The organism is Streptomyces sp. NPDC026394, assembly GCF_055567735.1.
The window spans coordinates 48,566-74,874 of record NZ_JBVHPX010000001.1 but is presented as its reverse complement, the minus strand read 5'-3'; the positions used below and the strand labels follow the sequence as shown (position 1 = coordinate 74,874).

The window sequence follows — 26,309 nt, the reverse complement described above, 5'->3', positions numbered from 1 at the left end:
CCGGGGAACACATGGATGCCGACTGTCCCACATACCGTTGCGTACGCGAAGGGTGTTTGCCCAACAGGAGCCGATTCGAGACGCGTAAGAGGGAAGCGGGGAAGGGGAGTTGACCGTCCCGCCATACGAGCTGTCCGGGCCGTGCAGGCAGGTCGCACGGGCCGGCCGGGCCGTACCGGCCGCCCGGCCCACCCCGCCCCGGCCGGCGCACGTCAGTCGCCCATCAGCGAGCCGAAGTCGGTGCCGGAGCCGAGGAAGAAGCCCGCGACGAGCAGGATCATCGTGGCGGGGACCATGAACGTGGTGACCACCATGGTCGCCTTGGGCACCGCGCGGGCGGCGCGGCGCCGGGCGTTCTGCGCGTCCGTGCGGCGCATGTCGTCGGCGATCTGGATGAGGGTGTCGACGATCGGGGAGCCGAGTTCCTCGCCCTGCTGGAGCGCGGTGACGAACTGGGCCACCTGCTCGGAGTCGTTGCGTCTGCGCAGTTCCTCGAACGCCTCGCGGCGGCTGACGCCCATGTCCAGTTGCCGCAGGGTGATCCGCAGCTCGTCGGCCCACGGACCTTCGTACTTGTCGGCCACCCGGTCCAGGGCCTGCCGGAAGCCCAGCCCGGCGCTGACCACGACGGCCAGGACGTCGAGGAAGTCGGGCAACGTGCGTTCGATGGTGTCCTTGCGTTGGCGAATCGCGGCCCAGATGCCGACCTCGTTCCAGAACAGGCCGAAGGCGACGAGGAGGAGGGCGAGCAGGTACTGGGAGCGCAGCAGCATGACGAGCGCGCCGCCGAAGCCGAGGAAGCCGTACACCGCGCGGCGGGCGGCGTAGCGGTCCACGGTCAGGCCGCCGGGGTTGCCCGCCTGATCGATGCGCCTGCGCACCTTGGCCACCCGCTTCTCGCCCATCAGACGTAGGACGAGGGGCGCGTACCGCATCCCCGCCCGGTCCACCGCCGACCCGACGACGGTGGTGCGGGTCGAGCCGACCTCCAGGGCGACGGCGATGTCCGGGGGCAGTCTGGCCTCGCGGCGGTAGAGGGCGACGCCGTAGCAGATGCCCGCCACGGAGAGGGCGAGCGCGAGGGCGAGGAGCAGTCCGGTCGTTCCGATTCCCATGGGTGGGCGCCTTCGAGGTGGGTCGGGGGTGCGGGCGGGGGCGGCCGGGGCCGGCCGTCAGACGTCGATCTTGGAGATACGGCGGATCACGAAGAAGCCGACGGCGTACAGCACGAAGGCCACGACCACCGCGGCCTGGCCCGGGAACGTGGCCGTCATCCGGTCGATGGCCCCGGGCGCGATGCGGTTCATCAGCAGCAGCGTGCCCAGGCCGAGGAACGGCACGACGTACGCCGTGACGACGACCTGGGAGAGCTGGGTGCGCACCTCGCGCCGGGTCTCCTTGCGCTCCTCCAGGGTCTTGGTGAGGTTGCGCAGCGAGCCGACGACCGTGCCGCCCGCGCGGTTGGACAGCACCAGGGTGGTGACGAGGACGACGAGTTCGCGGGAGGGCAGGCGGGCGGCGAGTTCGTCCAGGGCCTCGTCGAGGGAGTGGCCGACGGCCAGCTTGTCGGAGACCTTGGCCAGTTCCTCCCCGGCGGGCGCCTCCAGTTCCTCGGCCGCCATGCCCAGGGCCGTACGCAGTGCCAGCCCGGCCTGGGTGGCGTTGGCGAGGATGCGGGACAGCTCGGGCAGTTGGTTGATGAACTTCTCGATACGTTTCTGCCGCTGCCAGTTGAGGAAGGCGTACGCCGACCAGACGGCCGCCAGGGCCGCGATCGGACCGAAGAAGGGCGCCAGAACCGCCTGCGCGACGATCCAGACCCCGGCGACCACGGCGAGCAGAGCGACGAAGAACTCGCCGGGGGTCACGTCCAGGCCGGTGGCGGCCAGCCGCAGTTCCAGGCCGCGCCCGAGCCGGGTGGCGCGCAGCCGGCGGTCGACGGCGGCGAAGCGGCGGCCGTGGCCGGGCCGGGGCAGGCCGTGGTCGTCGGAGAGCCGGTCGACGAGGGCCAGGTGCCGTTCGCGTCCGGTCGCGTACAGCCGCAGGCCCACGACGGCCAGCACCGCGCAGAGCAGGGTGACGCCGAGGGTGAGCAGGGCGATGTCGTCCAAGGGCATGGGCGCGGTTCCGTCCTCCAGTGGTGGGCCGCTACGAGGCTTCCCGGGTGGCGAGCTGGTCGGCGGTGGCCGCGACGCCGAAGGCCGGGGGTACGGGTTCGTCGGCGAGGTGGAGGCGTTCGGCGACGCGGCGCGGCAGCGGGTGGTAGCGGAAGCGGCCGCGTACGGTGCGGTCGGCGCCGCTCGGCTCGGCCTCGAAGCGGCAGACGGTGGCGAGGCGGTAGTCGGCGTGGCCGTGCGAGTCGAGGATGGCGATCTCGCCGATGCGGCGGGAGCCGTCGGCGTGCCGGGTGATCTGGACGAGGCAGTCGACGGCGCTGTTGATCTGGTCGCGCAGCGCCTCGAAGGGCACTTTCACGTCGGACATGGACGCGAGTGTCTGGAGGCGCATCAGGGCGTCCTCGGCGCTGTTGGCGTGCACGGTGGCGAGCGAGCCGTCGTGGCCGGTGGACATCGCCTGGAGCATGTCGAGGGTCTCGCCGCCGCGGACCTCGCCGACGATGATGCGGTCGGGGCGCATGCGCAGGGAGTTGCGTACCAGGTCGCGGATGGTGATCCGGCCCTTGCCCTCCACGTTGGGCGGCCGGGACTCCAGGCGGATCACGTGGTTCTGCTGGAGCTGGAGTTCGGCGGCGTCCTCGACGGTGATGATGCGCTCGCCCTCGGGGATGAGGCCGGAGAGGGCGTTGAGCAGGGTGGTCTTGCCGGCGCCGGTGGGGCCGGAGACGACGACGTTGAACTTGGCTCGGACCAGCCCGCCCAGCAGCATCACCATCTGGTCGTCGAGCGTGCCCATGCCGATGAGTTCGGGCAGCGTGTACGCGCGGGGGAAGCGGCGGATGGTGAGGGTGGCGCCGTTCAGGGCGAGCGGCGGGATGATGACGTTGACGCGCTCGCCGGAGGGGAGCCGCGCGTCGACCATCGGATTGGACTCGTCCACCCGGCGGTTGACGGTGGAGACGATGCGTTCGATCGTCTGCATGAGCTGTTCGTGGGAGGCGAAGCGGACGGGGACCAGCTCCACCCGGCCGTGCCGCTCGACGTACACCTGGTCGGGCCCGTTGACCATGATCTCGGTGACCGAGGCGTCTTCGAGGAGCGGTTCCAGGACGCCCAGGCCGAGCGCCTCGTCCACCACGCGGCGGATGAGCTGGGCGCGTTCGGCGGTGGACAGGACCGGGCCCTCGCGGCTGATGATGTGGCCGAGGACGCGCTCCAGGCGGGTGCGGCGTTCGGCGGCGGCCAGCGCCGACATCTCGGCGAGGTCGATCTCCTCCAGCAGCTTGGCGCGGTAGACGGCGACGAGGTGACCGTCCTCGCGGCCCGCCGGGGGTACCTCCGGCGCGGCGATACGGGCTCTGAGGCTCATGGGGCGGTGGTTCCTCCGGGTTCGGCGGGCAGGGCCATGGTGGCGCTGCGGGTGGCGGTCCCGAACGTGACACCGGGGATGACGGAGGGGATCTTGACCGTCGCGGTCGCCTCCACCTCGCCGCCGCCCTCGGTCGCCTGGACGCCGGCGTCCGCGCCGACCCAGTCGCTCATGGCCGCCTTGCCCGCCTCCTCCGGGGTCGTCTTCCGGTCGGCCTCGTCGAGGGTGGCCGTGCGGGCGGCGGCGCGCGCTCCCGTACCGGCCTGCTGGACGGCGTACGCGGCCAGGCCGAGCTGGATCACGGCGAGGGCGATGACCAGCAGGATCGGCAGGAAACCGAGGAATTCGACGGAGACCTGGCCGCGGTCGTCGCGCCGACGGCGCGGCCTTCGCCGTCCCGGGACACGCACCGTCTCCGTCACGCCCCCTCCTCGTCCGCCGCGCCCGCCGTGCCCACGACGCGCCACGGGAAGTTCACCGCGCCGGGGAAGAGCACCGGCACCTGGAGCGCCACCCGCGCCTTCCACAGGCCGCCCTCGGGCGTGCACGAGATCCGGGCGTCGCCCGCCCACGCGCCGGGCAGGTCCTTCTCGGCCGCCGCCACGCACGCCGCCGGGCCGCCCGTCTCGGTCGCGGTGCCCGCCCGGGCGCCCTTGTCCGCCGAGTTGGCGGCGAGCGTGAACGTGTAGCCGACGAGCACGAACTGCCAGAGCAGGACGAGGACGGCCAGGATCAGCGGAGCCAGCCCGAGGAATTCGACGGAGACCTGGCCGCGGTCGTCGCCCGGCCGTGGTCGGCGCATCCCTCAGCCCTCCTCGTACGGTCCGGCCGGGCCGAAGGCCCCCGCGGCCCCCGGCACTCCCGGCTCCCCGGCTGCGGGCCCGGCCGTCAGCGCCTTGCGTCGCCGGCCGGTCAGCGACGTACGGGCGCGGTGGCTGCCCCGCCCCTGCCGGGCCGCGGCCGGCGCGTCGACCAGGCCCAGCTCCCCGGCGAGGGCCCACAGCGCCTGCCGGACCGTGGACCGGGCGTCCAGGTCCTGCATCCGGCCGGCGTCGACGTACGGCTGGAGCTCCTTGAAGGCGGCCGGTACGGGGGTCCGGGCGACCCGGGTGCCGGTGGCCTTGCCGACCAGCGGTGGCTGGATCTCGGTGTGACGGGTGAGGCGGTTGACGACGGTCGTGGTGTCCTCCGCCTTGCGGATCTGGAGCCGGTCCCACAGCCGTACGAGGCGCTTGGCGGCCCGTACACAGACCACGTCCGGTGTCGTCACGAGCAGTGCCGTGTCGGAGAGTTCGACGGCGGCGGCGCTGGCGGACTGCATCTGGGAGCCGCAGTCCACCACCACCAGCTCGTAGCGCGAGCGCAGCGCCGCCAGGACCGTACGGGCGGCCCGGTCGTCCACCTCCTCACCGCGCTCGCCCTCCTCCGGGGCCAGCAGCAGGCCCAGTCCGGTGTGGTGGGCGTGCACGGCGTCCTGGAGGACGCGTACGGAGATGTCCTGGATGTCCGCGAGGTCGACGATCGACCGGCGGAACTGGACGTCCAGGTAGGAGGCCACGTCACCGGACTGGAGGTCCATGTCGACCAGCGCGACGCTGCGCCCTGCGGCGCGCGCGGCGAGCGCGAGCTGCACGGCGGTGACCGTCGTACCGACACCGCCCTTGGCGCCGGTGACGGTGACGAGCGTGCCCGCCGGTCCGAGCGCCGCTTCCTGCCCGCCGCCCAGGTGGACCCGTACGCCGGCTGCCCACTGGGCCGCGGCCTGCACCCGGGCCGCCAGTTCGTCGTAGCCGAGCGGCAGGCCGACGATGCCGCGCGCGCCCGCGTCCATGGCGGCGGCGAACAGGGCCGGGCCCGCGTCGGTGGTGATCAGCACGACGCCGACGGCGGGGAAGCGCAGCGCGATGTCGCGGATCAGCTCCAGCGCGGGCACCGGGCCGATGCGCTCGTGGACGAGGACGACCTCGGGCAGCTCGTCCACCGCGGACGGCGGCCCCGGCCGGTCGGGGGAGCCGGCGGCGGCCCGGGAGACGGCCTGGTCCAGCGCGTTGACCAGGGCGGTGGAGTCGGCGACCGGCGCGCCGGGCTCGGCGCCCGGCAACTGGCTGAGCAGCGACGACACGGCTCGGGCTGCGTCGGGTTCGCCGACCGCCGGGAGGATGCGGATGGTCACCAGGGCCTCCGGGTCATTTGTCGCCGTCGAGCGTGTAGGTGCGCTCCGCGGGCGGGATGTCGGCCTCGGTGCCGGGGGCGACGAGGGCGAGCCGTACGTGGGTGGCGAAGGACTCCGCGTAGGCGACGCGCTGGGCGTCCTGGGTGTTCAGCGCGAAGGTGATCGGTACGGCGTCGGTGGCGCGGCGGGTGCTGGAGGAGCGGGTGTCGCCGGGGTCCCTGTGCTCCAGCGGGGTGAGCTTGCCCCGGTCGATGACCTGGGCGTTCGCCACGATCACCTTGGAGACGGGCCGGTCCTGGGAGCGTTTGCCCTCGAAGGTGGCGTAGATGTTCACCCGGGCCCCTGGGTTGATCTTCCCGGCCACGCCGGTGGCCGCGTCGATCATGATGGCGATCTCCTGCTGGCCCGGCTTGAGCGCCGGGCGGTCGACGACCATGTCGTCCTGGAGCAGCGAGCCCTTGTGCAGCGGTGTCACGGTGATCTTCCCGCGGACCCGGGCCAGGTCGGTGACGGCGGTGGACGGCAGCCAGCGCTCCGGTATCTCCACCTTCTCGAACTGACCTGGGTCGAGCGCCTGGTAGGCGGGCACGTCCGCCTTCAGCCGGTACGCGGTGCGCTCGGGGCCGACCTTGGACTCCACCTCGCGTATCACCGACAGCACGCCGACGAACGCGCCGAGCGCGCAGAGGACCGACAGGAGCAGCAGGATCACTCCGCGGCGCTGGCGTGAGTTCATGGGTGCGGGACCTCGTCGGGATCGGTGCGGGCGGGGGCGGAAGTGGGGGCGGCGGCCCGGTCCGGGCGGGGCGGTCACGGACGGTGGGGCCGTCTCGCGCCGGGCGGTCCGCACGGGCGAACCGGTACCGGGGCCGGTACGGGACGGATCAGCGTGACCGTACGGCCGTCCGCCGTCCCGGCTCCGGGCCCGGGACACCGCCCGGCGACACCGGTGCCAGGCCCCGGCGCCGCAGGAGGGAGGAGGCGGGCGTGGCGGAGTCCTCCGGTGCGGCGCCCGGTCCGTTTCCGGTGCGGGGCCGCGCGGCCCCGCCCGTACGGCGCCCGGTGTCCGCCGCCGCACCCGGTACGGCGGTCGGCGCACAGCAGAACGCGCACCGGTCGCCGATGAGTTCGAGACCGCACCAGCGGCACTCCTCTCTCCGTACGGACGCCACGAGCTGATAGAGCACCGAGAGATCCGGAATGGCCGCCGCGAACTCGGCGGCCTTGGGCGTGCCCCACCACACCGCCGACTCGGCGGGCAGCGGCACCTCGTGCGTCCCCTGCACCTGCCAGGAGCGCGCCAGGACACCGCCGACCCACTCGCCGGACACCTGGCCGCGCGCCCAGACGAGGCGGGTGGCGAAGCCGGGTGCGCGCAGGCCGGCTTCGGCGGCCCGTTCGGCGTGCCGGTCGAGGCGGATCAGGTGCGGCTCCGGGTTGGCGAGTACCGCGAAGTACGCGCCGGGCACCCAGGAGCGCAGGTGGGAGCGGAGGTCCGTCGCCACCCTGTCGAGGCGGGCCACGCTGCCCAGCAGGGCGCCCGCGTGCACGTAGTGCGCCAGCAGGCGGGCGGCACAGGCGAGCAGCCCGGGGCTGAAGTCGCACAGCGACAACTGCCGGAGCTGCTGGGCCAGCACGGCCAATCCGAGCGGCGGCAGGTCCATCGGCAGGATCGCGAACCGGTCGCTCTCCAGGACCGCGCGCAGGGTGTGCAGCCGGCGGACGTGTTCCGGCGGGCAGGCGGTGGAGTGGAGGGCCACGAGGTGGCCGTGGTGCTCCAGCACCGCGCCCAGCTCGTTGAGCGCCTCGTCCAGCGGCTGGGTGTGCGGGGACCGGACGACGACGGCGGCCGGGGTCTGCCGGTCGGTGGCGGGCAGCGCCAGATCGGCGCTGGTGACTGCAATCGCGGTCGGCACGTCGCGTCCCCCACTGCGCTGCTGGCGCTGTCGGCACTGTTGGCGCTGTCGGCACTGCTGTTGGCTCAGCACCTTATCCACGAGTTCCGCCCGGGAGAACACGTTCTGGGGTACTGGGCGTCCGACTTGGCGTCTCCTCGCCCGCCCGCGCCGCTCCCCGCTCCCCGTTCTCCGGGGAATTCCCGGTTCCGCGCGACCTCTTGACACGCACATTGGTCTGGACCACGTTGTACGCCAGCACGAAGCACCACACACAACATCAGCACCACAGCAGCTCAGGGACCCCTGAACGCGCAGCAGCACCACCCAGCCCAACTCCCCCCCACGGAGGCACCAGTGGTACGCGCACGATCAGGAAGAGCAGCACGTGCCGGACGTCCCGCACGGCGCGCCGTCAGAGCCCTGGCGGGACTGGCCGCCGCGGCACTGACCTCGACCGGCCTCGTCGCGGCGGGCGCCCCGCCCCGCACCGGAGCACGCCGTCACCGGTTACTGGCAGAACTTCGACAACGGCGCCACGGTCCAGAAGCTCAAGGACGTCCCGGACGCCTACGACATCATCGCGGTCTCCTTCGCCGAGGCGACGAGCGTGCCCGGCGGCCTGGACTTCCACCTCGATCCGGCGGTCGGCTACGCATCCGCCGACGCCTTCAAGGCGGACATCAGGGCCAAGCAGGCCGCCGGCAAGTCGGTGATCATCTCGGTCGGCGGCGAGAAGGGCGCGGTGTCCGTCAGCGACGACGCCTCCGCGAAGAACTTCGCCGACTCCCTCGGCAGGCTCATGGACGTGTACGGCTTCGACGGCGTCGACATCGACCTGGAGAACGGCCTCGACTCGACCTACATGACCAAGGCGCTCAAGGCCGTGCACGCCCAGCACAGCGACATCGTGGTCACCATGGCGCCGCAGACGATCGACATGCAGTCGCCGCAGAACGAGTACTTCAGGACGGCCCTGAACATCAAGGACTTCCTCACGGTCGTCACCACGCAGTACTACAACAGCGGCTCGATGAACGGCTGTGACGGCAAGGTGTACTCGCAGGGCACGGTGGACTTCCTCACCTCGCTCGCCTGCGTCCAACTGGAAGGCGGGCTCGCTCCGTCGCAGGTCGGCATCGGCGTCCCGGCGTCGTCCCGTGCGGCGGGCGGCGGGTACGCGCCGCCGTCCGTGGTCAACGCGGCGCTGGACTGTCTGACGCAGGGCAAGAACTGCGGCTCGTTCAAGCCGTCGAAGACCTACCCGGGGCTGCGGGGCGCGATGGCCTGGTCCACGAACTGGGACGCCGCGAACGGCGGCGCGTTCGCGGGCCAGGTGGGGGCGCACGTGCACGGTCTGCCGTAACCGGCCGTACGTATCCGGCGGACGGCCGGCCGCGCGGTGCCCGGAGCACCGCGCGGCCGGCTCACGTCCTGCGGGCTATTCGTGCCTCCCCGCCATCACGGCTGTCACGGCTGTCATAGCTGTCACGGCTGTCACGGCTTCGGCAGCACGCACCCAGCCCGCCCCAGGTCCAGCTTGTTGCCGGTCCCGAAGCACTTGGGGACGGTGTAGATCTGCTGGGCGTAGTTGATGCCCTTGCGTACGGTGACCTTGCCGTTCTCGTCGATCTCGCACGGGTTGTTCATCGTGCAGCGGCCGCCGTTCTCGTTGCCCGTGTTGTTGATCGCGGTGACCTTGCCGGTGGCGTTGTCGATGACCGGTGAGCCGGACGTACCGCCGATCGTCTTGCAGGCCGGGGTGTAGCGGACCGAGTCCTTCATCACATATCCGCCCTCCTTCAACTGCGGGACGAACCCGTCGATGTTGCAGGAGTACGTCTTCTTCCAGTAGCCGGACACGACGGTGATGCCGGCGCCCTTGACCGGGTGGCTGGTGGCGATGTCCAGCGCCTTGATGCCGTAACGCTGCTTTATCTGGGCGTAGGTGGAGGAGAGTTCGTAGAAGGACACGTCGGTGTCGGTCATCGTGCCGTAGACGACCTTGGTGGCACGTACGGTGCCGAGGTTGCCGGCCGAGGCGTTCAGCACGGTGAAGCTGCGGCTGGAGGGCTGGTCGACGACGACCTCGCCCGGCTCGGGCATGCCGCTCTCCAGGCAGTGGCCGTTGGACATGACCAGTGCCGGGTCGTTGTCGGTCGAGGTGGGCATCCGGACGATCGAACCCGAGCAGTTGCTGAGCGCGACCGTACCCGCGAAGTTCACGGCCTTGGGCTTGGCCTGCGCCGCGGCCTGGGCGGTCTGCACCGGCTGGAGCTGCGGCGCCACCGCGGTCCGGGCCGCACCCCGGTCCGCCGCGTCCGCCGTCGTGGCGGCGCCGGCCGTGCCGGTGGCGCCGATGAGCGCCGTGGCGCTCAGGACGGCCGTGGCCAGGGCGCCGACGAGAGGTCTGTTCATGTGGGGGTCCTCTCACACTGGTGAGTCCGGCGTGGCGCCGGACTTGTCGTGCGCATTGTTGGTGCGGCACAGGCCGCTGGCAAGAATCTTCCGGAAACCCGCGCGAAATTGGCGTGTTTGTGTCAACGCAAAGCATTGACCGAGCCATGCCAAGGCAAAACACTGGCGCCGTCGCCAGCCTCACACCCCCACGGAGGTCACTCCATGCGACCACGGTTACGCGGCAGACGGACCACCGTCCTCACCGCGCTCGTCTCCCTCGCGCTGGCCGCACCCCTCGCCGCCCGCGCGGAGGACTCCCCTCGTCAGCCCACTCCCACCAGGACCGCCGCGGCCGGCACCACGGCGGCCGACACCGGCACACCCCGCCAGTACGAGATCACCGGCCTCGCCACCGCGGCCCAGCGCAGCGCCCTCGCCTCGACGGGCGTGTCCATCGACGAGGTGCACGGCCGCACCGTCGTCATCACCGCGGACACCGCGCAGGCCGCCCTCGTACGCAAGCTCGGCCACCGGCTGCGGGCGCTGCCCGCGCCCCCTTCGGGCACCGGCGACCGCATCAAGGACTTCCCCTCCGGCTACGGCAAGTACCACAACAACGCCGAGGCCACCGCCGAGATCAACGCGCTCGTCGCCAAGTACCCGGCCCTGCTCGGCAAGCGCGTCATCGGCAAGACCTACGAAGGCCGCGACATCCTCGCCCTCAAGCTCAGCAAGAACGTCGCCCAGGACGAGAACGAACCCGAGGTCCTCTTCACCGCGCACCAGCACGCGCGCGAACACCTCACCGTCGAGATGGCCCTCTACCTGCTCAACGACTACACGTCCAAGTACGGCAGCGACCCGCGCGTCACCAAGATGCTCGACTCCCGCGAGATCTGGATCATCCCGGACGTGAATCCGGACGGCGGCGCCTACGACATCGCCACCGGCTCCTTCCGCAGTTGGCGCAAGAACCGCCAGCCCAACAGCGGCTCCGCGAACGTCGGCACCGACCTGAACCGCAACTGGGACTTCAAGTGGGGCTGCTGCGGCGGCTCCTCGGGCAGCACCGGCTCCGAGACCTACCGCGGCCGGGCCCCCGCCTCCGCACCGGAGGTCAAGGTCGTCGCCGACTTCGTCCGCAGCCGGATCGTCGGCGGCGTCCAGCAGATCAAGACCGCCATCGACTTCCACACGTACAGCGAACTGGTCCTGTGGCCGTACGGCTACACCTACAACGACACCGCCCCCGGCATGACCCAGGACGACCGCGACGCCTTCGCCGCCGTCGGCAAGTCCATGGCCGCCAGCAACGGCTACACCCCCGAGCAGTCCAGCGACCTCTACATCACCGACGGCTCCATCGACGACTGGCTCTGGGGCGACCAGAAGATCTTCGGCTACACCTTCGAGATGTACCCCTCCTCGGCGGGCCAGGGCGGCTTCTACCCCCGCGACTCCGTCATCGCCCGCGAAACCTCCCGCAACCGCGACGCGGTCCTGCAACTCCTGGAGAACAGCGACTGCATGTACCGCTCGATCGGCAAGGAGGCGCAGTACTGCAAGACGAACTGAGCCGAAAAGTCCGTCCGCCGGGCCTGCGGTCGTCACCGTGGGCCCGGCCCGCCGTGCGGTCCGCACTTCGACTGCCGACGCTTGGCCGACACTTGTACGATTGCGCAAGCGTTCCCATTCCCGTCCTGCGTTCCGGCGCACCACGACAAGTCCGGCTATACCGACCCTTTACCCCGGCGCGAGCATCCCCGGAACAAGATCAATAAAGCCTGGCCGGGCTTTGAATTCGCCGCAATGTAAGGTGCCCCTACGGCGAATACACCGGTCTCGATTCACCTTCGCGTGCGTTGACACGGAAATTCACCCTTTGTCCGCATCGAGGCGATGTCCGGATCGTGGCGGTGTCCGGCTAGGGAGTTCCGCGTTCCATGGGGGAGCATTTCGCAATCGACACGGACCAGCTGGGGACCTTTCTCAAGACCCTCGAAGACTGCGTCCGGGAACTGAACGAGGCCCGCTCGGCCCTCTCCCACGTACGGGCCGACCAGATCGGCACCGGACGCCTGGACGAGGCGTGCGACGGGTTCCAGGACCGCTGGAAGTACGGGTCCGAGCAGACCAAGAAGATGATCGACGCGATAAGCGAGGGCGTGAAGTCCAACAAGAAGGGCTACGAAGAGGTCGAGAAGGCACTCGAAGCGGCCCTCAAGGAAATCACGCAGAAAGCGACCTCGGCCGGGCAGGGGGGAAGGGGCAGGTAATGGCAGCGAATCCCTACGTGCACCTCGGCTGGAACCCCGTACCCGGCGTCCCTTCCGAAGTCACCGCGCTCCAGCAGAAAGTCACCAGGGCGGCCGCTGCGCTGCGCACCTGTCACCACCAGATCCAGCAGCTCATCGGTGAGAGCAGTTACTGGCAGGGCGAGGCGGCCAAGGCATTCCGCGAGGCACTGGACGGGGAACTGCCGACCTACATCAAAAATGCCGCCCGCTCCCTGGAGAAAGCGTCCACGCAACTGAAGGTCTGGGACGGCGATCTGACGTCCAATCGAGACCTGGCACGCAAGTACGACGACGAGGCGGGCGAGCGCAAGGCCACCGCCGACCGGGCCGCCGCACACCGCTCCAAGGCCGCGGAGCACCCCGACCTCAAGCTGGCCGGGCAGCAGTTCCCCTCCCAGGCCGAGGCGGACGCGGCCGAACAGCGGCTGCGAGCGGCCGAGCGCAACCTCAACGAGGCGACCACCGCGCTCAACAACGCCAACAGCTCCTACAACGACGTCATCAGCAAGGCCGAGCGGCTGGAGACCACCCACGCCGACCAGGCCGAGACGGTCGCCAAGGAGCTCGACGGCGCCACCGACAAGCTCGCCCCAACGGAACCGGCTGGCTGAGCAAGGCCGTCAACGCGATCTGGGACGGCATCAAGGCCGTCGGCGCGTTCCTGTACGAGCACGCCGGCACCATCGGCGCCATCGCCGGGCTGCTGGCGCTCTTCCCCACCCCGCTGACGCCGCTCTTCGCCGGTATCGCGGTGGTGGCCAGCGCCGCGTCCATGACCAAGAACCTCTCCGACCCCGAGTTCAGGGCCGCGCTGGCGGGCGAGAAGGGTGGCTGGGACACCTTCGCCGCCTACGCCTCGCTGGCCGGTGACACCGTTGGGATGATCCCCGGCGTGGGCGCGCTCGGGCGCGCCGGCAAGGAAGTCTTCGAGGCGTCCGTGACGGCCGAGCGGTGGGGCGTGGCGGTCTCCCGCTCGGAGCAGGTGTCCGGGTTCGCCAAGGAGATCGTGCCCGCCTTCTCCGGCAAGGCGACGACGGCCGCCGAGGACGGCGCCGCCGCGTTCGGCGCGGGCGGCAGGGAGGCCGCGAAGCGCGTCACGGAGATCAGTGCCAACGGCGTCAACGTCACCGCCAACCTCGCGTCGTCCGCCGAGAGCCTGGGCTGGCTGCCGAAGGAAGGCGCCGGCCACAACACCGCCGAGAGCACGAAGGCCGCCGCGACCCTGCACGGCATCGCCGGATTGGTGGGCATCGCGTGACCCGCCCCGACCAGCACCGGAAGGCGGGCACCACATGAACGGCGCCTTGGCCGAACCGGCAGCCGAGTCCCGCCCCGCCTTCTGGTACGGACTGCCCGAGGGCTACGTTCGGGTGGACCTCCATCCGTCGCTGGAACGCGTCGAGTACCTGACCGCCCAGGTACGCGCGCTGCCCGACGACGTACGCGGGCGTGCCGAGGGCGCGTTCCGCTTCTACGCGGGCATCCTGACCTTGCTGAACGACCAGGAGGTGCAGGGCTGTGCGATCGGCCTGCACCCGGACGGCGCGGGCGGCATCGCGTTCTCCGTCCTGACCGTGTCCACCGTCCCGTCCACCGGGGTCGACCCGAAGCTCGTACTCGCCGGCCTCCTGGGCGCACCCGGCGACCGGCCGCCCGGTGAGACCCTCACTCCGGTCGAACTCCCCTGCGGCCTGGGCTTTCTCTCCGAGGCCGAGCGGCGCACGACGGCCCCGGGCAGGTCGCCGGAAGACGCCGACGACCCGCCGGAGGGCACGGTCTGGCAGGGCACGGTGGCTGTGACCGGCACCGGCACGCCCGACATCATCGTGGTGCAACTGGTGACCGCCACCGTGGAACTGGCCGACGATTACCGCGACGTCCTGCTCGGTACGGCGGCCACCTTGACCTTCACCGACCCGACGCGCGCGGAGGGGCCCGAGGAGGGCCCCGCCGGGCAGGATTCCGCCGGCGGCACCGTACGCGACATCTTCGGCTGAGCCGCCCCGAAAAGCCCCGAGGAGACACGTTGACCGACGCATCCCGTGCCACGGCTCCGCCCGTCCCGCCCGCCCCCGTGGACATCGAGCGTGTCCTCAGGCGTGCCACCGGGCGGTTGCTCGGGGACCTTGCCCTGCGGCTGGTGATCATCGCCGTACTGGTCGCCGTACCCACCGTGCTGACCCGGACCGGAACCTGGGACTCCCCCTTCCTGAGCCCGATCGCCGTCGTCGCGGTCTTCCTCGCCTTCTTCACCTTCTACCGCTTCGTGTTCGACATCCGGCTCGGCAAGTTGCGAGCGGTGCTCCGCACCTACCCCCTGGAGTACCGGCCGCGCGTGGCGAGGAAGGAGGCGGACACCTGGACCAAGTACGGCACCGCCTTCACTCTGAAGATCAGTGGCGGCGGCCAGGGCCCGGCGCCGTGGGTCCGGGCGGTGAACGTCATCGGGCGCCGCCGGTGGCCGAAGGAAGCCGAGAACGGCGCGTGGGTCGCGGGCGACCTCGCCTTCGGCGGCATCCTCGTCGTACCCGGCACCGAGGAAGCCCTGTTTCTGGAGATCGCCAAGCGGGACAAGGCGGCGCGCGCCCGCGAGGAGGCCGGCCCGGACCGCCTCGCGCGTGCGCAGCAGGCCGGCCTCGTACGCAAGCGCGGGTAGACCAGCGGCTCCGTCGCCCCGCCCCGCGCCCTTTCCACCCGGGAGAGCTGGCACTTGACGTGCCTTACACCACCAGACTCACCACCGCCGCCACCGCGAACCCCACCACCGACAGCACCGTCTCCAGCACCGTCCACGACTTCAGTGTGTCGCGTTCGGAGATGCCGAAGTACTTGGCGACCATCCAGAAGCCGCCGTCGTTGACGTGGGAGGCGAAGATCGAACCGGCCGAGATGGCCATGATGATCAGGGCGAGGTGGGGCTGGGAGAGGTGCTGGCCGTCGACCAGGGGGAGGACGATGCCGGCGGTCGTCACGATGGCGACCGTCGCCGATCCCTGGGCCACGCGGAGGACGACGGAGACCAGCCAGGCGAGCAGGATGACGGGCAGGCCGACGTTGTGGAAGGTGTCGGAGAGGGCGTCGGCCACGCCGCTGCCCTTGAGGACGGCGCCGAAGATGCCGCCCGCGCCGACCACCAGCAGGATGTTGCCCACCGGCTTGAGGGAGGCGGTGGAGACGGTTTCCAGGGACTTGCGGGACCAGCCGCGGCGGATGCCGAGGAGGTAGTACGCGAGGAGCAGGGCGATCGTCAGGGCCACGAAGGGGTTGCCGAAGAATTCGACGACCGAGCGGAGGGTGGAGGGGGAAAGGGCGATCGAGGAGAAGGTGGCGAGGAGGATGAGGACGAGGGGGGTGCCGATGATGGTGAGGACGGTGCCGAGGGCCACCGGCTTCTCGTGGGGCTGGACGCCTGCCGCGGACTGCTCGGCGATCACCGCTGCGCGGGCCTCCTCCGCGGCCTCGACCATGTCCTGCGGTACGGGGACGAAGAGGCGCTTGCCGATCCACGCGGCGTAGGCCCATGCGGCCAGGACGGCGGGGATGCCGCAGACGATGCCCATGAGGATGATCCAGCCGAGGTCCACCTTGAACAGGCCGGCGGCGGCTACCGGGCCGGGGTGCGGAGGCAGGAAGGCGTGGGTCATGGAGAGGCCGGCGAGGAGGGGCATGCAGTAGAGGAGGATGCTTTTGCCGCTTCGCTTGGCTGCCGCGTAGACGATGGGGGCGAGGACGAAGATGCCCACGTCGAAGAAGACCGGGATGCCGAAGATCAGGCCGGTCAGGCCCATCGCCAGGGGGGCTCGGCGTTCGCCGAAGAGGCCGAGCAGGCGCGCGCTCAGGACTTCCGCGCCGCCGGAGACTTCGAGGATCGCGCCGAGCATGGTGCCCAGGCCGATGATGATGGCGACGTGGCCCAGGATGCCGCCCATGCCGCTCTCGATGAGGGAGGGGAGGGACGACTTCTGGACGGTGCCGAAGAGTTCGGTGACCGAGAGGCCGGCTGCCAGACCTACGGCTATGGAGACGCCCAGCAGCGCCACGAAGGGCTGGAGGCGGACTTTGATGATGAGGAAGAGGAGCAGGAGGATTCCGAGGGCGGCGACCGTGAGGAGGCCGGGGGTACCCGGTATGAGGGCCAGCAGACCGCCGGTGTGGGGTGGGGCCGGTGGTGCGGCGGGGGCCGCGGCAGCGGCGAGGGAAGCGTGGACCATGTGACGACTCCGTTGTCAGACAGGGTGGTTCCAGGCAGGGGGGACCGCGGCACGGCGCCCCGGGCGGGTGGGGCGCCGTGCCGTGCGGCGGGTTCAGCGGCGGTAACGGCAAGGGGAGGCCCCGGTCAGCCCAGTACCGCGAGGGCGTCGATCTCGATGAGGAGACCCTTGGGGAGGCCGACGTACACCGTCGTACGGGCGGCCGGCGCCTCCTTGAGGCCCTCGGCCTCGAAATAGGCGTTGTAGATCTCGTTCATCTCGGCGAAGTGGTCGACGTCGGTGAGGTAGACGCGCATCATCATGACGTCGTCCCAGCTCGCGTCGCCCTCTTCGAGGATCGCCTTGACGTTGGCGAAGGTCTGGAGGGTCTGCTCGCGCAGGGTGGGGCCGGCCGGGGTGGGGGCCTGGCCCTCGACGGCGGGCAGGAAGCCGACCTGGCCGGCGACCTGGAGGATGTTGCCCTTCTTGACGCCGTGGGAGAACTTGGCGGGCGGGGTGGTGTGGGTGGCCGGGGTGAGGGCGGTCTTCTCGGTCATGGTCGGGCTTCCTTCTGGTCTTGCGTGTCGGGTACGCGGGTGTTTCCGGAGTACTCCCGGCTGATGGCGTCCGCGGTGCGGCGTACCAGCGGGAGCAGGGTGAGGAGTTCCTCGGCCGTGACGACGACATTCGGCGCGGAGACCGACATGGCGGCGACGAGCCGGCCGTCCGCGCCGCGGATGGGGGCCCCGACGCAGTTGATGGACTCCTCGTGGCCGCCGAGGTCGGTGGCCCAGCCCTGTTCGCGCACCTTGGCCAGCTCGGCCAGGAATGCCTGAGCGTGGGGTGTCGAACGGGACGTGTAGAGGGGGTAGTCGAGCTTTTCGGCGAGCGCGCGGCGCTCGGGCTCGGGCAGGTCGGCCAGCAGCAGCTTGGCGACGGCCGCGACGGTGATGGCGACCGGCTTGCCGATGCGCGAGTACATCCGTACGGGATAGCGGCTCTCGACCTTGTCGATGTAGAGGACCTCGTTCTCCTCGTACACGGCGAGGTGCACCGTGTGCCCGCACTGCTCGTTCAGTTCGACGAGGTGCGGGTGGGCGATCTCGCGGACGTCGAGGTTCTCCACGGCCTGCTGGGCGAGGGCGAAGAGCCGGGCGCCGAGGCGGTAGCGCTGGTCGCCCTGGCGGTAGACCATGCCGTGTTCATGGAGTGTGCGCAGCAGGCGCAGGGCGGTGGACTTGTGCACGCCGAGACGGCCCGCCACCTGTTCGAGGTTGGCCGGGCCTTCCGCCAGCAGGGGCAGGATGCTCAGTGCGCGGTCGACTGTCTGACTCATGGGGTACGGACCTCCACCCGTGGGTTGTGCACCCCGTGGCTGGTGGTGTCGCTGCTGCGGTCAGTGGGTGCGTCACCGTCGGTGGTCCAGCCGGGGCCGAGTCGCAGTCTCCCCCAGGCGGCGGGGTCGAGGCCCGCAAGGTGGTCGGCGAGGTCGCGGGACGGGGGCGGGCCGACGTCTCCGGGGACGGTGAGGGAGGCCGCGGCCATCAGGTGGCCGTGCCGGAGGCGGGCGAAGAGGGGCAGGTCGCGGAGGGTGGCGGAGAGGAATCCGGCGGCGAAGGCGTCTCCGGCGCCGACGGGGGCGACGACGTCGACGGTGAGGGCGGGGGCGTGGGTGACCGTGTCGGTGCCGTCGGCCCGGCGGGCGTACGCGGTGGCCCCGTCGGCGCCCTGCTTGACGACGAGGACGGCGGGCTCGGGCAGGGCGTCGCGTACGGCGTCGGGTCCGTGCAGGTCCCAGGCGGCCGCGGCCTCGTCCTCGCCGACGAAGACCAGGTCGCAGCGGCGGGCGAGGTCGAGGAGGAGTTCGGGGCCGCGTACGGTGCGGTCGCGCCAGAGGCCGACGCGGTAGTTCACGTCGAAGGAGACGAGCGGGCGGCCGGGAGCCGGCGCGGTGAGGGCGCGCAGCACGTCGAGGCAACTGTCGGAGAGGGCTGCCGTGATGCCGGTGAGGTGCAGGACGCGGGTGTCGCGCAGGGCGTCGGCGTCGAGCAGCTCGGGGGACATGGCGGAGGCGGCGGATCCGGCGCGGTAGTACGCCACCTCGGCCTCGCCCGCTCCGGTCTCCGTACCGGTGGCGCGTTCTCCGGCGGTGCGGAAGTAGACGCCGGTGGGGCGGACCGGGTCGCGCTGGACGTGGGAGACGTCCACGCCGCAGGCGGCGACGGCGTCGCGGACGTGGTCGCCGAAGCCGTCGGTGCCGAGGCGGGAGATCCAGCGGGTGCGGTGGCCGGTGCGGGCGAGGGCGCAGGCGACGTTGGACTCGGCGCCGCCGACGCCGCGCTCGAAGGAGGGCACGTCGGCGAGTCGCCCGGGCCGGGTGGGCATGAAGGTGACCATGGTTTCGCCGAGGCAGACGACATCGGCGCCCGGCCGGGCGGGCGCGGTCGCGTCCGCCGCGTCGTTCCGGGCGGGCGCGGTACCGCCTGGCGCGTCGTCGCGGGCGGGCGCGGTGCCGTCCGTCGCGTCGTTGCCGTCGGCGCTGACGTTGCTGGACGTGGTCACGATTTCCTGCACTCCTTTGCGTACGGGCCGTGTTGAGCCGTTCCGCGACGTGTTACGCACCATTGACCCGGCGATGGCTCGGATGTTAGACAGCAGTAAGCGATATGCGCAATGGGTGTTGCATATAGTGCAACAAGAACTTGAGGAGGCCCCCATGGCCGCCGCGCCCCACGCCGACCGCAGCGCCACCGGCGCCGCACCCGGCGCCGACGCAGCCACCGCCGAGCGGCACGCGAGGACCCTCGCGGACGAACGGGTCGACCACCGTTTCAAGGGGCTTCCCCCGGATGCCGCGGGCCGTACCGTCGGCGAGCTGGCGGCCGACCGCCGGAACCTGTTCACCGGCGGCTTCACCACCCCCGTCCTCGCCCTGTCCGCCGAGTCGCTGGAACACAACCTGGCGCTGATGGAGACCTACGCCGACCGGCACGGCCTGGCCTTCGCCCCGCACGGCAAGACCTCCATGGCCCCGCAGCTCTTCGCCCGCCAGCTCGCGCACGGCGCCTGGGGCATCACCGCCGCCGTCCCCCACCAGGCCCGCGTCTACCGCGCCTACGGCATCCAGCGGATCTTCCTCGCCAACGAGGTGGTCGACGCCGCCGCGCTGCGCTGGCTCGCCGCCGAACTGGACACCGACCCCGGCTTCCACTGCGTCTGCTACGTCGACTCGCTGCGCGGCATCGAGCTGATGGACGCCGCCCTGCGCGAGGCGGGCGCGACCCGTCCGGTGGACGTGGTCGTCGAGCTGGCCGCGGGCGAGGGCGCCCGTACCGGCGTGCGGACCGACGAGGAGTGCGTCGAACTGGCCGACGCCGTGGCGGGCGTGGACACCCTGCGCCTGGTCGGCATCGCCGGGTACGAGGGCGAGGTGCCCGACGCCACGCACGAGCGGGTGACGGCCTGGCTGCGCCGCCTCCTCGCGCTCACCGTCGCCTTCGACCGCTCCGGACGCTTCGCCGACCTGGACGAGATCGTGCTCAGCGCGGGCGGCAGCGCCTGGTTCGACGCGGTCGCCGAGGTGTTCGACGAGGCACCCGAGCTGTCCCGGCCGCTGCTGAAGCTGCTGCGCTCCGGCGCGTACGTCTCGCACGACGACGGCCACTACCGCCGCCTGACGCCCTTCAACCGGGTCCCGGACGAGGGCGCCCTGCAGCCCGCCTTCCGGCTCTGGTCCCAGGTCGTCTCCCGCCCGACGCCGGAGCAGGCGTTCCTGAACGCGGGCAAGCGCGACGCGGCGTACGACCTCGACCTGCCGCAGGCCCAGGTCGTACGGTCCGGCCGGGACGGCACCGTACGGCCCGCGGACGGCGTCACCGTCACCCAACTGTCCGACCAGCACGCCTGGGTCAGCACGGAGCGGGCCGGTGACCTGGAGGTCGGCGACTGGGTCGGGCTGGGTCTGTCGCACCCGTGCACGTCCTTCGACAAGTGGCAGCTGATCCCGGTGGCCGAGGCGGACGGCACGGTCGTGGACTACGTCCGTACGTTCTTCTGACGGAACCCGTACGACGGCCCTCCCCTTGAGGGCCGCGAGACTTCGGCGCGGGGCACCACCCCCGAGTCCCGTGCCGAACGCCGGGGGCACCCCCCGCCCCCGGCCGGCGCGCCCACCCCCGGGCGCGCCCGGGTCCCGCTCCGGCTCATCCCCCCGATGCCGGAGCGGGGCCCGTACGCCATGGCCGCGCGGCGCGGCCCGGCTCGAGGCCTTTGTTCGACAGGAAAGGCAGTTCGGTCATGGACACCGTGGTCCGCGACGTACGCGTCATCGACGGCACCGGCACCCCCTCCTACCGGGCGGACGTCGCCCTCGCCGACGGCCGGATCGCCGAGATACGCCGGGAGACGGACTCCGGGCCGCGCCCCGGCGCCGCCCGCGTGCTGGACGGCGCGGGCCTGGCCCTCTCCCCCGGCTTCATCGACATGCACGCGCACAGCGACCTCGCGCTGCTGCGCGACCCGGCGCACGAGGCGAAGGCGGCACAGGGCGTCACCCTCGAAGTGATCGGCCAGGACGGCCTGTCGTACGCACCGGTCGACGACCGTACGCTCGCCGAGGTCCGCGCGCAGATCACCGGCTGGAACGGGGACGGCTCGGACATCGACTTCAGTTGGCGCACGGTCGGCGAGTACCTGGACCGCCTCGACCACGGCTTCGACGGCCAGGGCATCGCCGTCAACGCCGCGTACCTGATCCCGCAGGGCACGGTCCGGATGCTCGCCCTCGGCTGGGACGACCGCGCGGCCACGCCCGGCGAGACCGCCCGGATGCAGCAGCTCGTCGCCGAGGGCCTGGAGCAGGGCGCCGTCGGCCTGTCCTCCGGCCTCACCTACACCCCCGGCATGTACGCGGACGACGCCGAACTCACCGAACTCTGCCGGGTCGTGGCCCGCTACGGCGGCTACTACTGCCCGCACCACCGCTCGTACGGCGCGGGCGCGCTGGGCGCGTACGAGGAGATGGTCGGCCTGACCCGCCAGGCGGGCTGCGCCCTGCACCTCGCCCACGCCACCATGAACTTCGGCGTGAACAAGGGCCGCGCCCCCGAACTCCTCGCCCTCCTGGACCGCGCCCTGGAGTCCGGCGCGGACATCACCCTCGACACGTATCCGTACACGCCTGGCTGTACGACGCTGGTCGCCATGCTGCCGAGCTGGGCGAGCGAGGGCGGGCCCGACGCGATCCTGGACCGGCTGCGGGACGACGCGGCCGCCGAGCGCATCCGGCACGTCATGGAGGTGGAGGGCGCGGACGGCTGCCACGGCGTGCCGATCGAGTGGGACACCATCGAGATCTCCGGCGTCTCCCACCCGGCGCTGGCGGGGTACGTCGGCCGGACGGTGGCCGAGTCGGCGCGGGAGCGCGGCGAGGAGCCGTGGACGACGGCCCGGCGGCTGCTGGTCGAGGACCGGCTCGGCTCGACGATCCTCCAGCACGTCGGCCATGAGGAGAACGTCCGCGCGATCATGCGCCACCGGGTGCACACCGGCGGCAGCGACGGCATCCTCCAGGGCCACAAGCCGCACCCGCGGGCGTACGGCACGTTCCCGAAGTACCTGGGTACGTACGTACGGGAGCTGGGTGTGCTGTCGCTGGAGGAGTGCGTCGCGCATCTGACCTCGCGCGCCGCCGCCCGGCTGCGGCTGCCCGACCGCGGCCTGGTCCGCGAGGGCTACCGCGCCGACCTGGTCCTCTTCGACCCGGAAACGGTCGGCGCCGGGTCCACCTTCGAGACGCCGCGGGTGCTGCCGGCCGGCATCCCGCACGTCCTGATCGACGGGCGGTTCGTCATCGAGGACGGGCGGCGGACGGATGTGCTGGCGGGGCGGTCGGTGCGGCGAACGCGCTCCTGACCAGCCGTAACAGCTCGTCGCCGTCGGCCGCGACGCCCAGTGCGCCCAGCGCGCGGGCGGTGTCCTGGCGGGCGGGTGTGACCCGTCCTGCGTAGAAGACGACCGGGCCGGTGTAGCGCTGTTCCCGGCGCAGCGCCTCCACGTGGGTGAATCCGGCCCGGCCGTCCGAGCCCCGGGCGATGTCGGAGATGATCAATGACGGTGTCCGGGCGGCGATGGCGGCGTCGGCGGACCGGGAGTCGACGGCGGTCTCCACGGTCGCCCCTTCCCCCCGGAACCAGGCGGCCAGGGTGACGTTGTTCTCGGGATGGTCGTCGACCCAGAGGATCGTGCGGCTGGTGAAGGGCTCAACGGCGGCCGCGGGCCGGGGCGACCCGTAGTCGATCGCGCCGGGGTCCGGCCCGTACACACCACCCCGTACGGACGGCACGTCGGTCACCGGGTCCGGCCCTCGCCGCGGCAGCGTCACCATCGACGGCGCGCCCTCGCGCAGCCTGCGCACCAGCTCCTCGGCACGCGGCAGGCCGAGCAGGCCGTCGAGCAGGGAGTTGAAGCCGGGATCGGCGACCATGTCGGGGAAGACCGTGGGCAGTTCGCGCTCCAGGCGTTGCAGCGCCGCACGGGGATTCCCCGGGTCGCGCGCCACATCACGCTGCTCCAGGAAGGCGTTCACCATCGGGCGTTCCTGCTCGGGGACGGCCCCCGGAGCCCGCAGCAGCGTCCGCACCCGCCGGTACGTACAGAAGTCCGCGATCACATCCCCGCCGTCGGCCCTCGGCGGGCTGGTCATCATCCGGTAGAAGTCGGCGTAGAAGTACTGGATCAGCAACGTGCGGAGGACGGCCTCCGGCGGGTGGTCCGCCCACATCGGGTTGAGGGTGGCCTCCAGGACGAAGCCGTTGACCAGCCGTTTGATGCGGCGCGGGTTACGGGCCGAGCGTTCGGCGAGCAGTTCGACCAGCGGCTCGTCCAGCAGCCGCTCGATACCGGCGGTGCGCGCGCACCACCCGATGTACTCCTGCACGCCCTGACCGCCGGCCACCGGGATGCGGTAAGTGGTCTGGAAGATCTTCTCCATGAAGGCGGCCCCGGCCGGCGACAGGTCGCGCAGCAAGCCGCTCGGGCCCAGCGCCGAACGGTCGCAGCCGATGACGAACGCCAGCCCCGGTACGTCCAGGTAGACCTTGACCGCCTCGCACACCGCGAGCACCGTCTCCTCGGAGCAGCGGTCCAGGTCGTCGATGAAGACGACCAGCATCCGTCGCGGTGAATACTCCGCGTTCTCGGCCCACTCCTGGGCCAGGTCGCGGATCGCGTCGCGCATCCCGTTGCGGGCCTGGGAGTTGACGGACAGGTTGCTCCACAGCTCGTCGACCAGCCCGGCGGCGCCCAGCGGACCGGCCACGAGGGCCGCCAGCGCCCGTAGGACGCGCAGTAGCGCCCGCTGTTCGGAGGCCCGGTGCAGCGCGCGCCGCAGCAGTCTGCGGTCGAAGCGCATCAGCACCGACTTGATGAGCCCTTCCAGGGCGTCGGCGCCGGTCGAGGTCCAGGCGTTGTACCAGACGGTGTGCACCTCGGGCACCGACGACAGCTCCGCGTCCACCAAGCGCATCAGGCTGCTCTTGCCCATCCCCCACCCGGCGTCGACGGCGAGGGTGAACGGGGTGGAGGCGCGGGAGGCGACCAGCAGGCCGGCGAGCTGCCGGGCGGCCTGCCCCGAGCCGAGCAGGTCGGTGCCGGCGGTGTCCACCGGCTCGTCGTTGAGCAGCGCGAGCCGTTGTTCCGATGCCACCATGCCGCCCCCGTGGTCGTCCGCTCACCGCGCCGGAGCGTACCGCTGATGCGCCGGGCGCGGGGGCCGTTCGCGCACGCCCCTCGGCGGCGCGTGGGGCGCCCGCTCCGTCACGGCGGGTGAGCAACCCCACACCACCAGGTGTCCAGGGTGAACTAAAACACCAGGCGGGGCGTGTTACGCGCCCGTATGGTGGCTGGCATGCAGGTGATCCAGTCAACGAAGCTCGCCAACGTCTGCTACGAGATCCGGGGCCCGGTCCTTGAGGAGGCGATGCGGCTCGAAGCAGCGGGACACCGCATCCTCAAGCTCAACACCGGCAATCCGGCGGCGTTCGGATTCGAGTGCCCGCCGGAAATCCTGGAGGACATCCTCCGTACGGTCGGCACCGCCCACGGCTACGGCGACGCGAAGGGGCTGCTCTCCGCCCGCCGCGCGGTGATGCAGCACTACCAGACCAAGGGCATCGAGCTGTCGGTCGACGACGTCTACCTCGGCAACGGCGTCTCCGAGCTGATCCAGATGTCCATGCAGGCGCTGCTGGACGACGGCGACGAGGTGCTCGTACCGGCTCCGGACTACCCGCTGTGGACCGCCTCGGTCTCGCTGTCCGGCGGTACGGCGGTGCACTACCGCTGCGACGAGCAGGCGGACTGGATGCCGGACCTGGCCGACATCGAGCGCAAGGTCACCGACCGCACCAAGGCCATCGTCGTCATCAACCCGAACAACCCGACGGGTGCCGTGTACGACGACGAGCTGCTGCGCGGCATCGCCGAGATCGCCCGCCGGCACAACCTGATCGTCTGTGCCGACGAGATCTACGACAAGATCCTCTACGACGGCGTCACCCACACCCCGTTCGCCGCGCTCGCCCCCGACCTGCTGACCCTGACCTTCAACGGGCTCTCCAAGTCCTACCGGGTGGCGGGCTACCGCAGCGGCTGGATGGCGGTCTGCGGCCCGAAGGCGCACGCGGCCTCGTACATCGAGGGGCTGACGATCCTCGCCAACATGCGACTCTGCGCCAACATGCCCGCGCAGCACGCCGTGGCCACCGCCCTCGGCGGACACCAGTCGATCAACGACCTGGTGCTGCCGGGCGGGCGCCTGGTGGAGCAGCGGGACACCGCGTACGACCTGCTCACCCAGATCCCGGGCGTCACCTGCACCCGGCCCAAGGGCGCGCTGTACGCCTTCCCGCGGCTGGACCCGAAGGTCTACAAGATCAAGGACGACCGGCAGATGGTGCTGGACCTGCTGCGCGCCGAGAAGATCATGATTGTGCACGGTACGGGCTTCAACTGGCCGGAGCCGGACCACTTCCGCCTGGTCACACTGCCGAACAAGGACGATCTGACGGACGCGGTGACCCGCATCGGCAGGTTCCTGGACGGCTACGGGCAGTACTGAGCTCGGGCCGGTAGCGCGCCCCGGGGAATGTCACCCGTACGCGGACTGTACGGATCACAACTTTAGACACTGTCTAAGCTAGGATGGTCTCCTAGCCGTTGAGCGTTGCCAGGAGGCCGTCCCATGTACGAACCGATCCGCACCAAGTCGGTCCACTCCATGGCCGCCGACCAGGAGGTCCCGCACCGTTCCCGCACGGAGGAACTGGACATCCGGCTCGCCGGTCATCTGACCGCGCTGCTCACCGTCACCGACGAGCTGCGCGCCACCGTTGCCGACCCCGCCCTGGACGACGCCGCCGAGCGCATCGCCGAGCAGGTGACGCGGCTGCGCGGCGGGGTCCACCCGCTGCGTGCCGCGCCGACCGGCGGCGGCGACCCGGCCCGCGCGCCCCGGCTGCACCGGCGGGCCCGGATGCTGGCCGGGAGCGCCCTGGCCGTCGCCACCTCGCGGGCCGACGCCGCTGCCGCCGCGCTCGCGGCGGAGCGTATGGAGATCCATGAGGCCCGTGAGGCCGATGGGGCGGTGCCGGAGCTGGCCACGGCCTGAGCCGGCCCGATCCCAGCCGGCCCGAGCCGGGTACGGGCGTGACGGCGGCGGGCCGCCAGCCGCGGAAACGAGACGGGCGGGGGGGGGGGGTGGGGGGCCGGGCCCCCCCCCGCCCCCCCGGGGGGCGGGGGGGCGCCCGGGGCGCCCCCCCGCGCCCCCCCCGGGGGCGCCCGCCGGGGGGTCGGGCCCCCCCGACCGACG

The 26,309-nt window shown here is 71.7% G+C and carries 24 protein-coding genes and 1 pseudogene; 11 read left to right on the top strand and 14 right to left on the bottom strand.

All coding sequences use genetic code 11. From position 1 onward, the window contains the following. Window positions 1-212: 212 nt before the first annotated feature. The 8 genes from ACZ4QV_RS00375 to ACZ4QV_RS00340 form a co-directional block, all read right to left on the bottom strand. Window positions 213-1,115 (bottom strand): DUF5936 domain-containing protein, encoded by a 903-nt coding sequence (locus ACZ4QV_RS00375; protein WP_361147257.1) that lies wholly within the window; start codon window positions 1,113-1,115, stop codon window positions 213-215. Between the two features lie 57 nt (window positions 1,116-1,172). Next, window positions 1,173-2,117, bottom strand: a complete 945-nt coding sequence (locus ACZ4QV_RS00370; protein ID WP_361147259.1) for a type II secretion system F family protein — start codon at window positions 2,115-2,117, stop codon at window positions 1,173-1,175. Window positions 2,118-2,148: 31 nt separating this feature from the next. Next, window positions 2,149-3,486, bottom strand: coding sequence for a CpaF family protein (locus ACZ4QV_RS00365; protein WP_361147262.1), 1,338 nt, complete (start codon window positions 3,484-3,486; stop codon window positions 2,149-2,151). Beyond that, window positions 3,483-3,908, bottom strand: a complete 426-nt coding sequence (locus ACZ4QV_RS00360; protein WP_361583051.1) for a TadE/TadG family type IV pilus assembly protein — start codon at window positions 3,906-3,908, stop codon at window positions 3,483-3,485. Before ACZ4QV_RS00360 ends, ACZ4QV_RS00365 begins: the two co-directional genes overlap by 4 nt. After that, window positions 3,905-4,288, bottom strand: a complete 384-nt coding sequence (locus ACZ4QV_RS00355) for a TadE family protein (RefSeq protein WP_361147268.1) — start codon at window positions 4,286-4,288, stop codon at window positions 3,905-3,907. Before ACZ4QV_RS00355 ends, ACZ4QV_RS00360 begins: the two co-directional genes overlap by 4 nt. 3 nt (window positions 4,289-4,291) lie before the next feature. Then, window positions 4,292-5,659: a CpaE/TadZ family protein gene (locus tag ACZ4QV_RS00350; RefSeq protein ID WP_361583048.1), complete on the bottom strand. Its 1,368-nt coding sequence runs from the start codon at window positions 5,657-5,659 to the stop codon at window positions 4,292-4,294. A gap of 13 nt (window positions 5,660-5,672) precedes the next feature. Then, window positions 5,673-6,395, bottom strand: a complete 723-nt coding sequence (gene cpaB, locus ACZ4QV_RS00345; RefSeq protein WP_361147274.1) for a Flp pilus assembly protein CpaB — start codon at window positions 6,393-6,395, stop codon at window positions 5,673-5,675. A gap of 148 nt (window positions 6,396-6,543) precedes the next feature. Next, window positions 6,544-7,575 (bottom strand): hypothetical protein, encoded by a 1,032-nt coding sequence (locus ACZ4QV_RS00340; protein ID WP_361618359.1) that lies wholly within the window; start codon window positions 7,573-7,575, stop codon window positions 6,544-6,546. A gap of 336 nt (window positions 7,576-7,911) precedes the next feature. On the opposite strand from ACZ4QV_RS00340, the pseudogene ACZ4QV_RS00335 reads away from it, so the two are divergent. Beyond that, window positions 7,912-8,920 (top strand): annotated as a pseudogene (locus tag ACZ4QV_RS00335) (chitinase). A gap of 131 nt (window positions 8,921-9,051) precedes the next feature. On the opposite strand, the gene ACZ4QV_RS00330 reads toward ACZ4QV_RS00335, so the two are convergent. Beyond that, window positions 9,052-9,972: a S1 family peptidase gene (locus tag ACZ4QV_RS00330; protein WP_361638071.1), complete on the bottom strand. Its 921-nt coding sequence runs from the start codon at window positions 9,970-9,972 to the stop codon at window positions 9,052-9,054. Between the two features lie 204 nt (window positions 9,973-10,176). On the opposite strand from ACZ4QV_RS00330, the gene ACZ4QV_RS00325 reads away from it, so the two are divergent. The 6 genes from ACZ4QV_RS00325 to ACZ4QV_RS00300 all read left to right on the top strand — a co-directional run bounded on the left by ACZ4QV_RS00325 (window position 10,177) and on the right by ACZ4QV_RS00300 (window position 14,907). Further along, the gene (locus tag ACZ4QV_RS00325) at window positions 10,177-11,529 is read left to right on the top strand and encodes a M14 family metallopeptidase (protein ID WP_361618929.1); all 1,353 of its coding nucleotides are present in this window, start codon (window positions 10,177-10,179) and stop codon (window positions 11,527-11,529) included. 368 nt (window positions 11,530-11,897) lie between these two features. Then, a complete protein-coding gene (locus tag ACZ4QV_RS00320) occupies window positions 11,898-12,230 on the top strand; it encodes a hypothetical protein (protein ID WP_467762426.1) in 333 nt (110 codons plus the stop codon). Then, window positions 12,230-12,862, top strand: coding sequence for a putative T7SS-secreted protein (locus ACZ4QV_RS00315; protein ID WP_467762425.1), 633 nt, complete (start codon window positions 12,230-12,232; stop codon window positions 12,860-12,862). The genes ACZ4QV_RS00320 and ACZ4QV_RS00315 overlap by 1 nt, the downstream gene beginning before the upstream one ends. Window positions 12,863-13,023: 161 nt before the next feature. Beyond that, window positions 13,024-13,509 (top strand): hypothetical protein, encoded by a 486-nt coding sequence (locus ACZ4QV_RS00310; RefSeq protein ID WP_467762424.1) that lies wholly within the window; start codon window positions 13,024-13,026, stop codon window positions 13,507-13,509. Window positions 13,510-13,543: 34 nt separating this feature from the next. Beyond that, window positions 13,544-14,248: a hypothetical protein gene (locus ACZ4QV_RS00305; protein ID WP_467762423.1), complete on the top strand. Its 705-nt coding sequence runs from the start codon at window positions 13,544-13,546 to the stop codon at window positions 14,246-14,248. 29 nt (window positions 14,249-14,277) lie between these two features. Then, entirely contained in the window at window positions 14,278-14,907 is a 630-nt protein-coding gene (locus ACZ4QV_RS00300) for a hypothetical protein (protein WP_467762422.1), read from the top strand. Between the two features lie 64 nt (window positions 14,908-14,971). Here the strand turns inward: ACZ4QV_RS00300 and ACZ4QV_RS00295 are convergent, their stop codons facing one another. From ACZ4QV_RS00295 to ACZ4QV_RS00280, 4 genes are all read right to left on the bottom strand, one after another. Further along, complete coding sequence (locus tag ACZ4QV_RS00295; RefSeq protein WP_361160127.1) at window positions 14,972-16,462, bottom strand: GntP family permease; 1,491 nt, start codon at window positions 16,460-16,462, stop codon at window positions 14,972-14,974. A 125-nt stretch (window positions 16,463-16,587) separates the two neighbouring features. Then, window positions 16,588-16,998: a RidA family protein gene (locus ACZ4QV_RS00290; RefSeq protein ID WP_467762421.1), complete on the bottom strand. Its 411-nt coding sequence runs from the start codon at window positions 16,996-16,998 to the stop codon at window positions 16,588-16,590. After that, window positions 16,995-17,777: an IclR family transcriptional regulator gene (locus ACZ4QV_RS00285; protein WP_361583034.1), complete on the bottom strand. Its 783-nt coding sequence runs from the start codon at window positions 17,775-17,777 to the stop codon at window positions 16,995-16,997. The genes ACZ4QV_RS00290 and ACZ4QV_RS00285 overlap by 4 nt, the downstream gene beginning before the upstream one ends. Further along, window positions 17,774-18,838 carry a sugar kinase gene (locus ACZ4QV_RS00280; RefSeq protein WP_467762545.1) on the bottom strand — a complete coding sequence of 355 codons (1,065 nt, stop codon included), beginning with the start codon at window positions 18,836-18,838 and terminating at the stop codon, window positions 17,774-17,776. Before ACZ4QV_RS00280 ends, ACZ4QV_RS00285 begins: the two co-directional genes overlap by 4 nt. 319 nt (window positions 18,839-19,157) lie before the next feature. Between ACZ4QV_RS00280 and ACZ4QV_RS00275 the strand changes: the two genes are divergently transcribed. Together ACZ4QV_RS00275 and ACZ4QV_RS00270 are read left to right on the top strand one after the other, a co-directional pair. Continuing rightward, window positions 19,158-20,498: an amino acid deaminase gene (locus tag ACZ4QV_RS00275; RefSeq protein WP_467762420.1), complete on the top strand. Its 1,341-nt coding sequence runs from the start codon at window positions 19,158-19,160 to the stop codon at window positions 20,496-20,498. A gap of 239 nt (window positions 20,499-20,737) precedes the next feature. Then, entirely contained in the window at window positions 20,738-22,354 is a 1,617-nt protein-coding gene (locus ACZ4QV_RS00270; protein ID WP_361160140.1) for an N-acyl-D-amino-acid deacylase family protein, read from the top strand. Here the strand turns inward: ACZ4QV_RS00270 and ACZ4QV_RS00265 are convergent. Next, window positions 22,290-24,149, bottom strand: a complete 1,860-nt coding sequence (locus tag ACZ4QV_RS00265; protein ID WP_361638080.1) for a P-loop NTPase fold protein — start codon at window positions 24,147-24,149, stop codon at window positions 22,290-22,292. The two genes, ACZ4QV_RS00270 and ACZ4QV_RS00265, sit on opposite strands and share 65 nt — an antisense overlap. A 198-nt stretch (window positions 24,150-24,347) precedes the next feature. Between ACZ4QV_RS00265 and ACZ4QV_RS00260 the strand changes: the two genes are divergently transcribed. After that, entirely contained in the window at window positions 24,348-25,559 is a 1,212-nt protein-coding gene (locus ACZ4QV_RS00260; RefSeq protein WP_361160146.1) for a pyridoxal phosphate-dependent aminotransferase, read from the top strand. Between the two features lie 123 nt (window positions 25,560-25,682). Further along, window positions 25,683-26,108 carry an SCO4983 family protein gene (locus ACZ4QV_RS00255; protein WP_361583026.1) on the top strand — a complete coding sequence of 142 codons (426 nt, stop codon included), beginning with the start codon at window positions 25,683-25,685 and terminating at the stop codon, window positions 26,106-26,108. Window positions 26,109-26,309: the final 201 nt, after the last annotated feature.

Bases quoted from the DNA above. Each gene is read 5' to 3' on its own strand.
- ACZ4QV_RS00375 (WP_361147257.1), bottom strand. From the start codon at position 1,115: ATGGGAATCGGAACGACCGGACTGCTCCTCGCCCTCGCGCTCGCCCTC.
- ACZ4QV_RS00370 (WP_361147259.1), bottom strand. From the start codon at position 2,117: ATGCCCTTGGACGACATCGCCCTGCTCACCCTCGGCGTCACCCTGCTC.
- ACZ4QV_RS00365 (WP_361147262.1), bottom strand. From the start codon at position 3,486: ATGAGCCTCAGAGCCCGTATCGCCGCGCCGGAGGTACCCCCGGCGGGC.
- ACZ4QV_RS00355 (WP_361147268.1), bottom strand. From the start codon at position 4,288: ATGCGCCGACCACGGCCGGGCGACGACCGCGGCCAGGTCTCCGTCGAA.
- cpaB (WP_361147274.1), bottom strand. From the start codon at position 6,395: ATGAACTCACGCCAGCGCCGCGGAGTGATCCTGCTGCTCCTGTCGGTC.
- ACZ4QV_RS00330 (WP_361638071.1), bottom strand. From the start codon at position 9,972: ATGAACAGACCTCTCGTCGGCGCCCTGGCCACGGCCGTCCTGAGCGCC.
- ACZ4QV_RS00325 (WP_361618929.1), top strand. From the start codon at position 10,177: ATGCGACCACGGTTACGCGGCAGACGGACCACCGTCCTCACCGCGCTC.
- ACZ4QV_RS00320 (WP_467762426.1), top strand. From the start codon at position 11,898: ATGGGGGAGCATTTCGCAATCGACACGGACCAGCTGGGGACCTTTCTC.
- ACZ4QV_RS00315 (WP_467762425.1), top strand. From the start codon at position 12,230: ATGGCAGCGAATCCCTACGTGCACCTCGGCTGGAACCCCGTACCCGGC.
- ACZ4QV_RS00310 (WP_467762424.1), top strand. From the start codon at position 13,024: ATGACCAAGAACCTCTCCGACCCCGAGTTCAGGGCCGCGCTGGCGGGC.
- ACZ4QV_RS00305 (WP_467762423.1), top strand. From the start codon at position 13,544: ATGAACGGCGCCTTGGCCGAACCGGCAGCCGAGTCCCGCCCCGCCTTC.
- ACZ4QV_RS00295 (WP_361160127.1), bottom strand. From the start codon at position 16,462: ATGGTCCACGCTTCCCTCGCCGCTGCCGCGGCCCCCGCCGCACCACCG.
- ACZ4QV_RS00290 (WP_467762421.1), bottom strand. From the start codon at position 16,998: ATGACCGAGAAGACCGCCCTCACCCCGGCCACCCACACCACCCCGCCC.
- ACZ4QV_RS00285 (WP_361583034.1), bottom strand. From the start codon at position 17,777: ATGAGTCAGACAGTCGACCGCGCACTGAGCATCCTGCCCCTGCTGGCG.
- ACZ4QV_RS00280 (WP_467762545.1), bottom strand. From the start codon at position 18,838: ATGGTCACCTTCATGCCCACCCGGCCCGGGCGACTCGCCGACGTGCCC.
- ACZ4QV_RS00275 (WP_467762420.1), top strand. From the start codon at position 19,158: ATGGCCGCCGCGCCCCACGCCGACCGCAGCGCCACCGGCGCCGCACCC.
- ACZ4QV_RS00270 (WP_361160140.1), top strand. From the start codon at position 20,738: ATGGACACCGTGGTCCGCGACGTACGCGTCATCGACGGCACCGGCACC.
- ACZ4QV_RS00265 (WP_361638080.1), bottom strand. From the start codon at position 24,149: ATGGTGGCATCGGAACAACGGCTCGCGCTGCTCAACGACGAGCCGGTG.
- ACZ4QV_RS00260 (WP_361160146.1), top strand. From the start codon at position 24,348: ATGCAGGTGATCCAGTCAACGAAGCTCGCCAACGTCTGCTACGAGATC.
- ACZ4QV_RS00255 (WP_361583026.1), top strand. From the start codon at position 25,683: ATGTACGAACCGATCCGCACCAAGTCGGTCCACTCCATGGCCGCCGAC.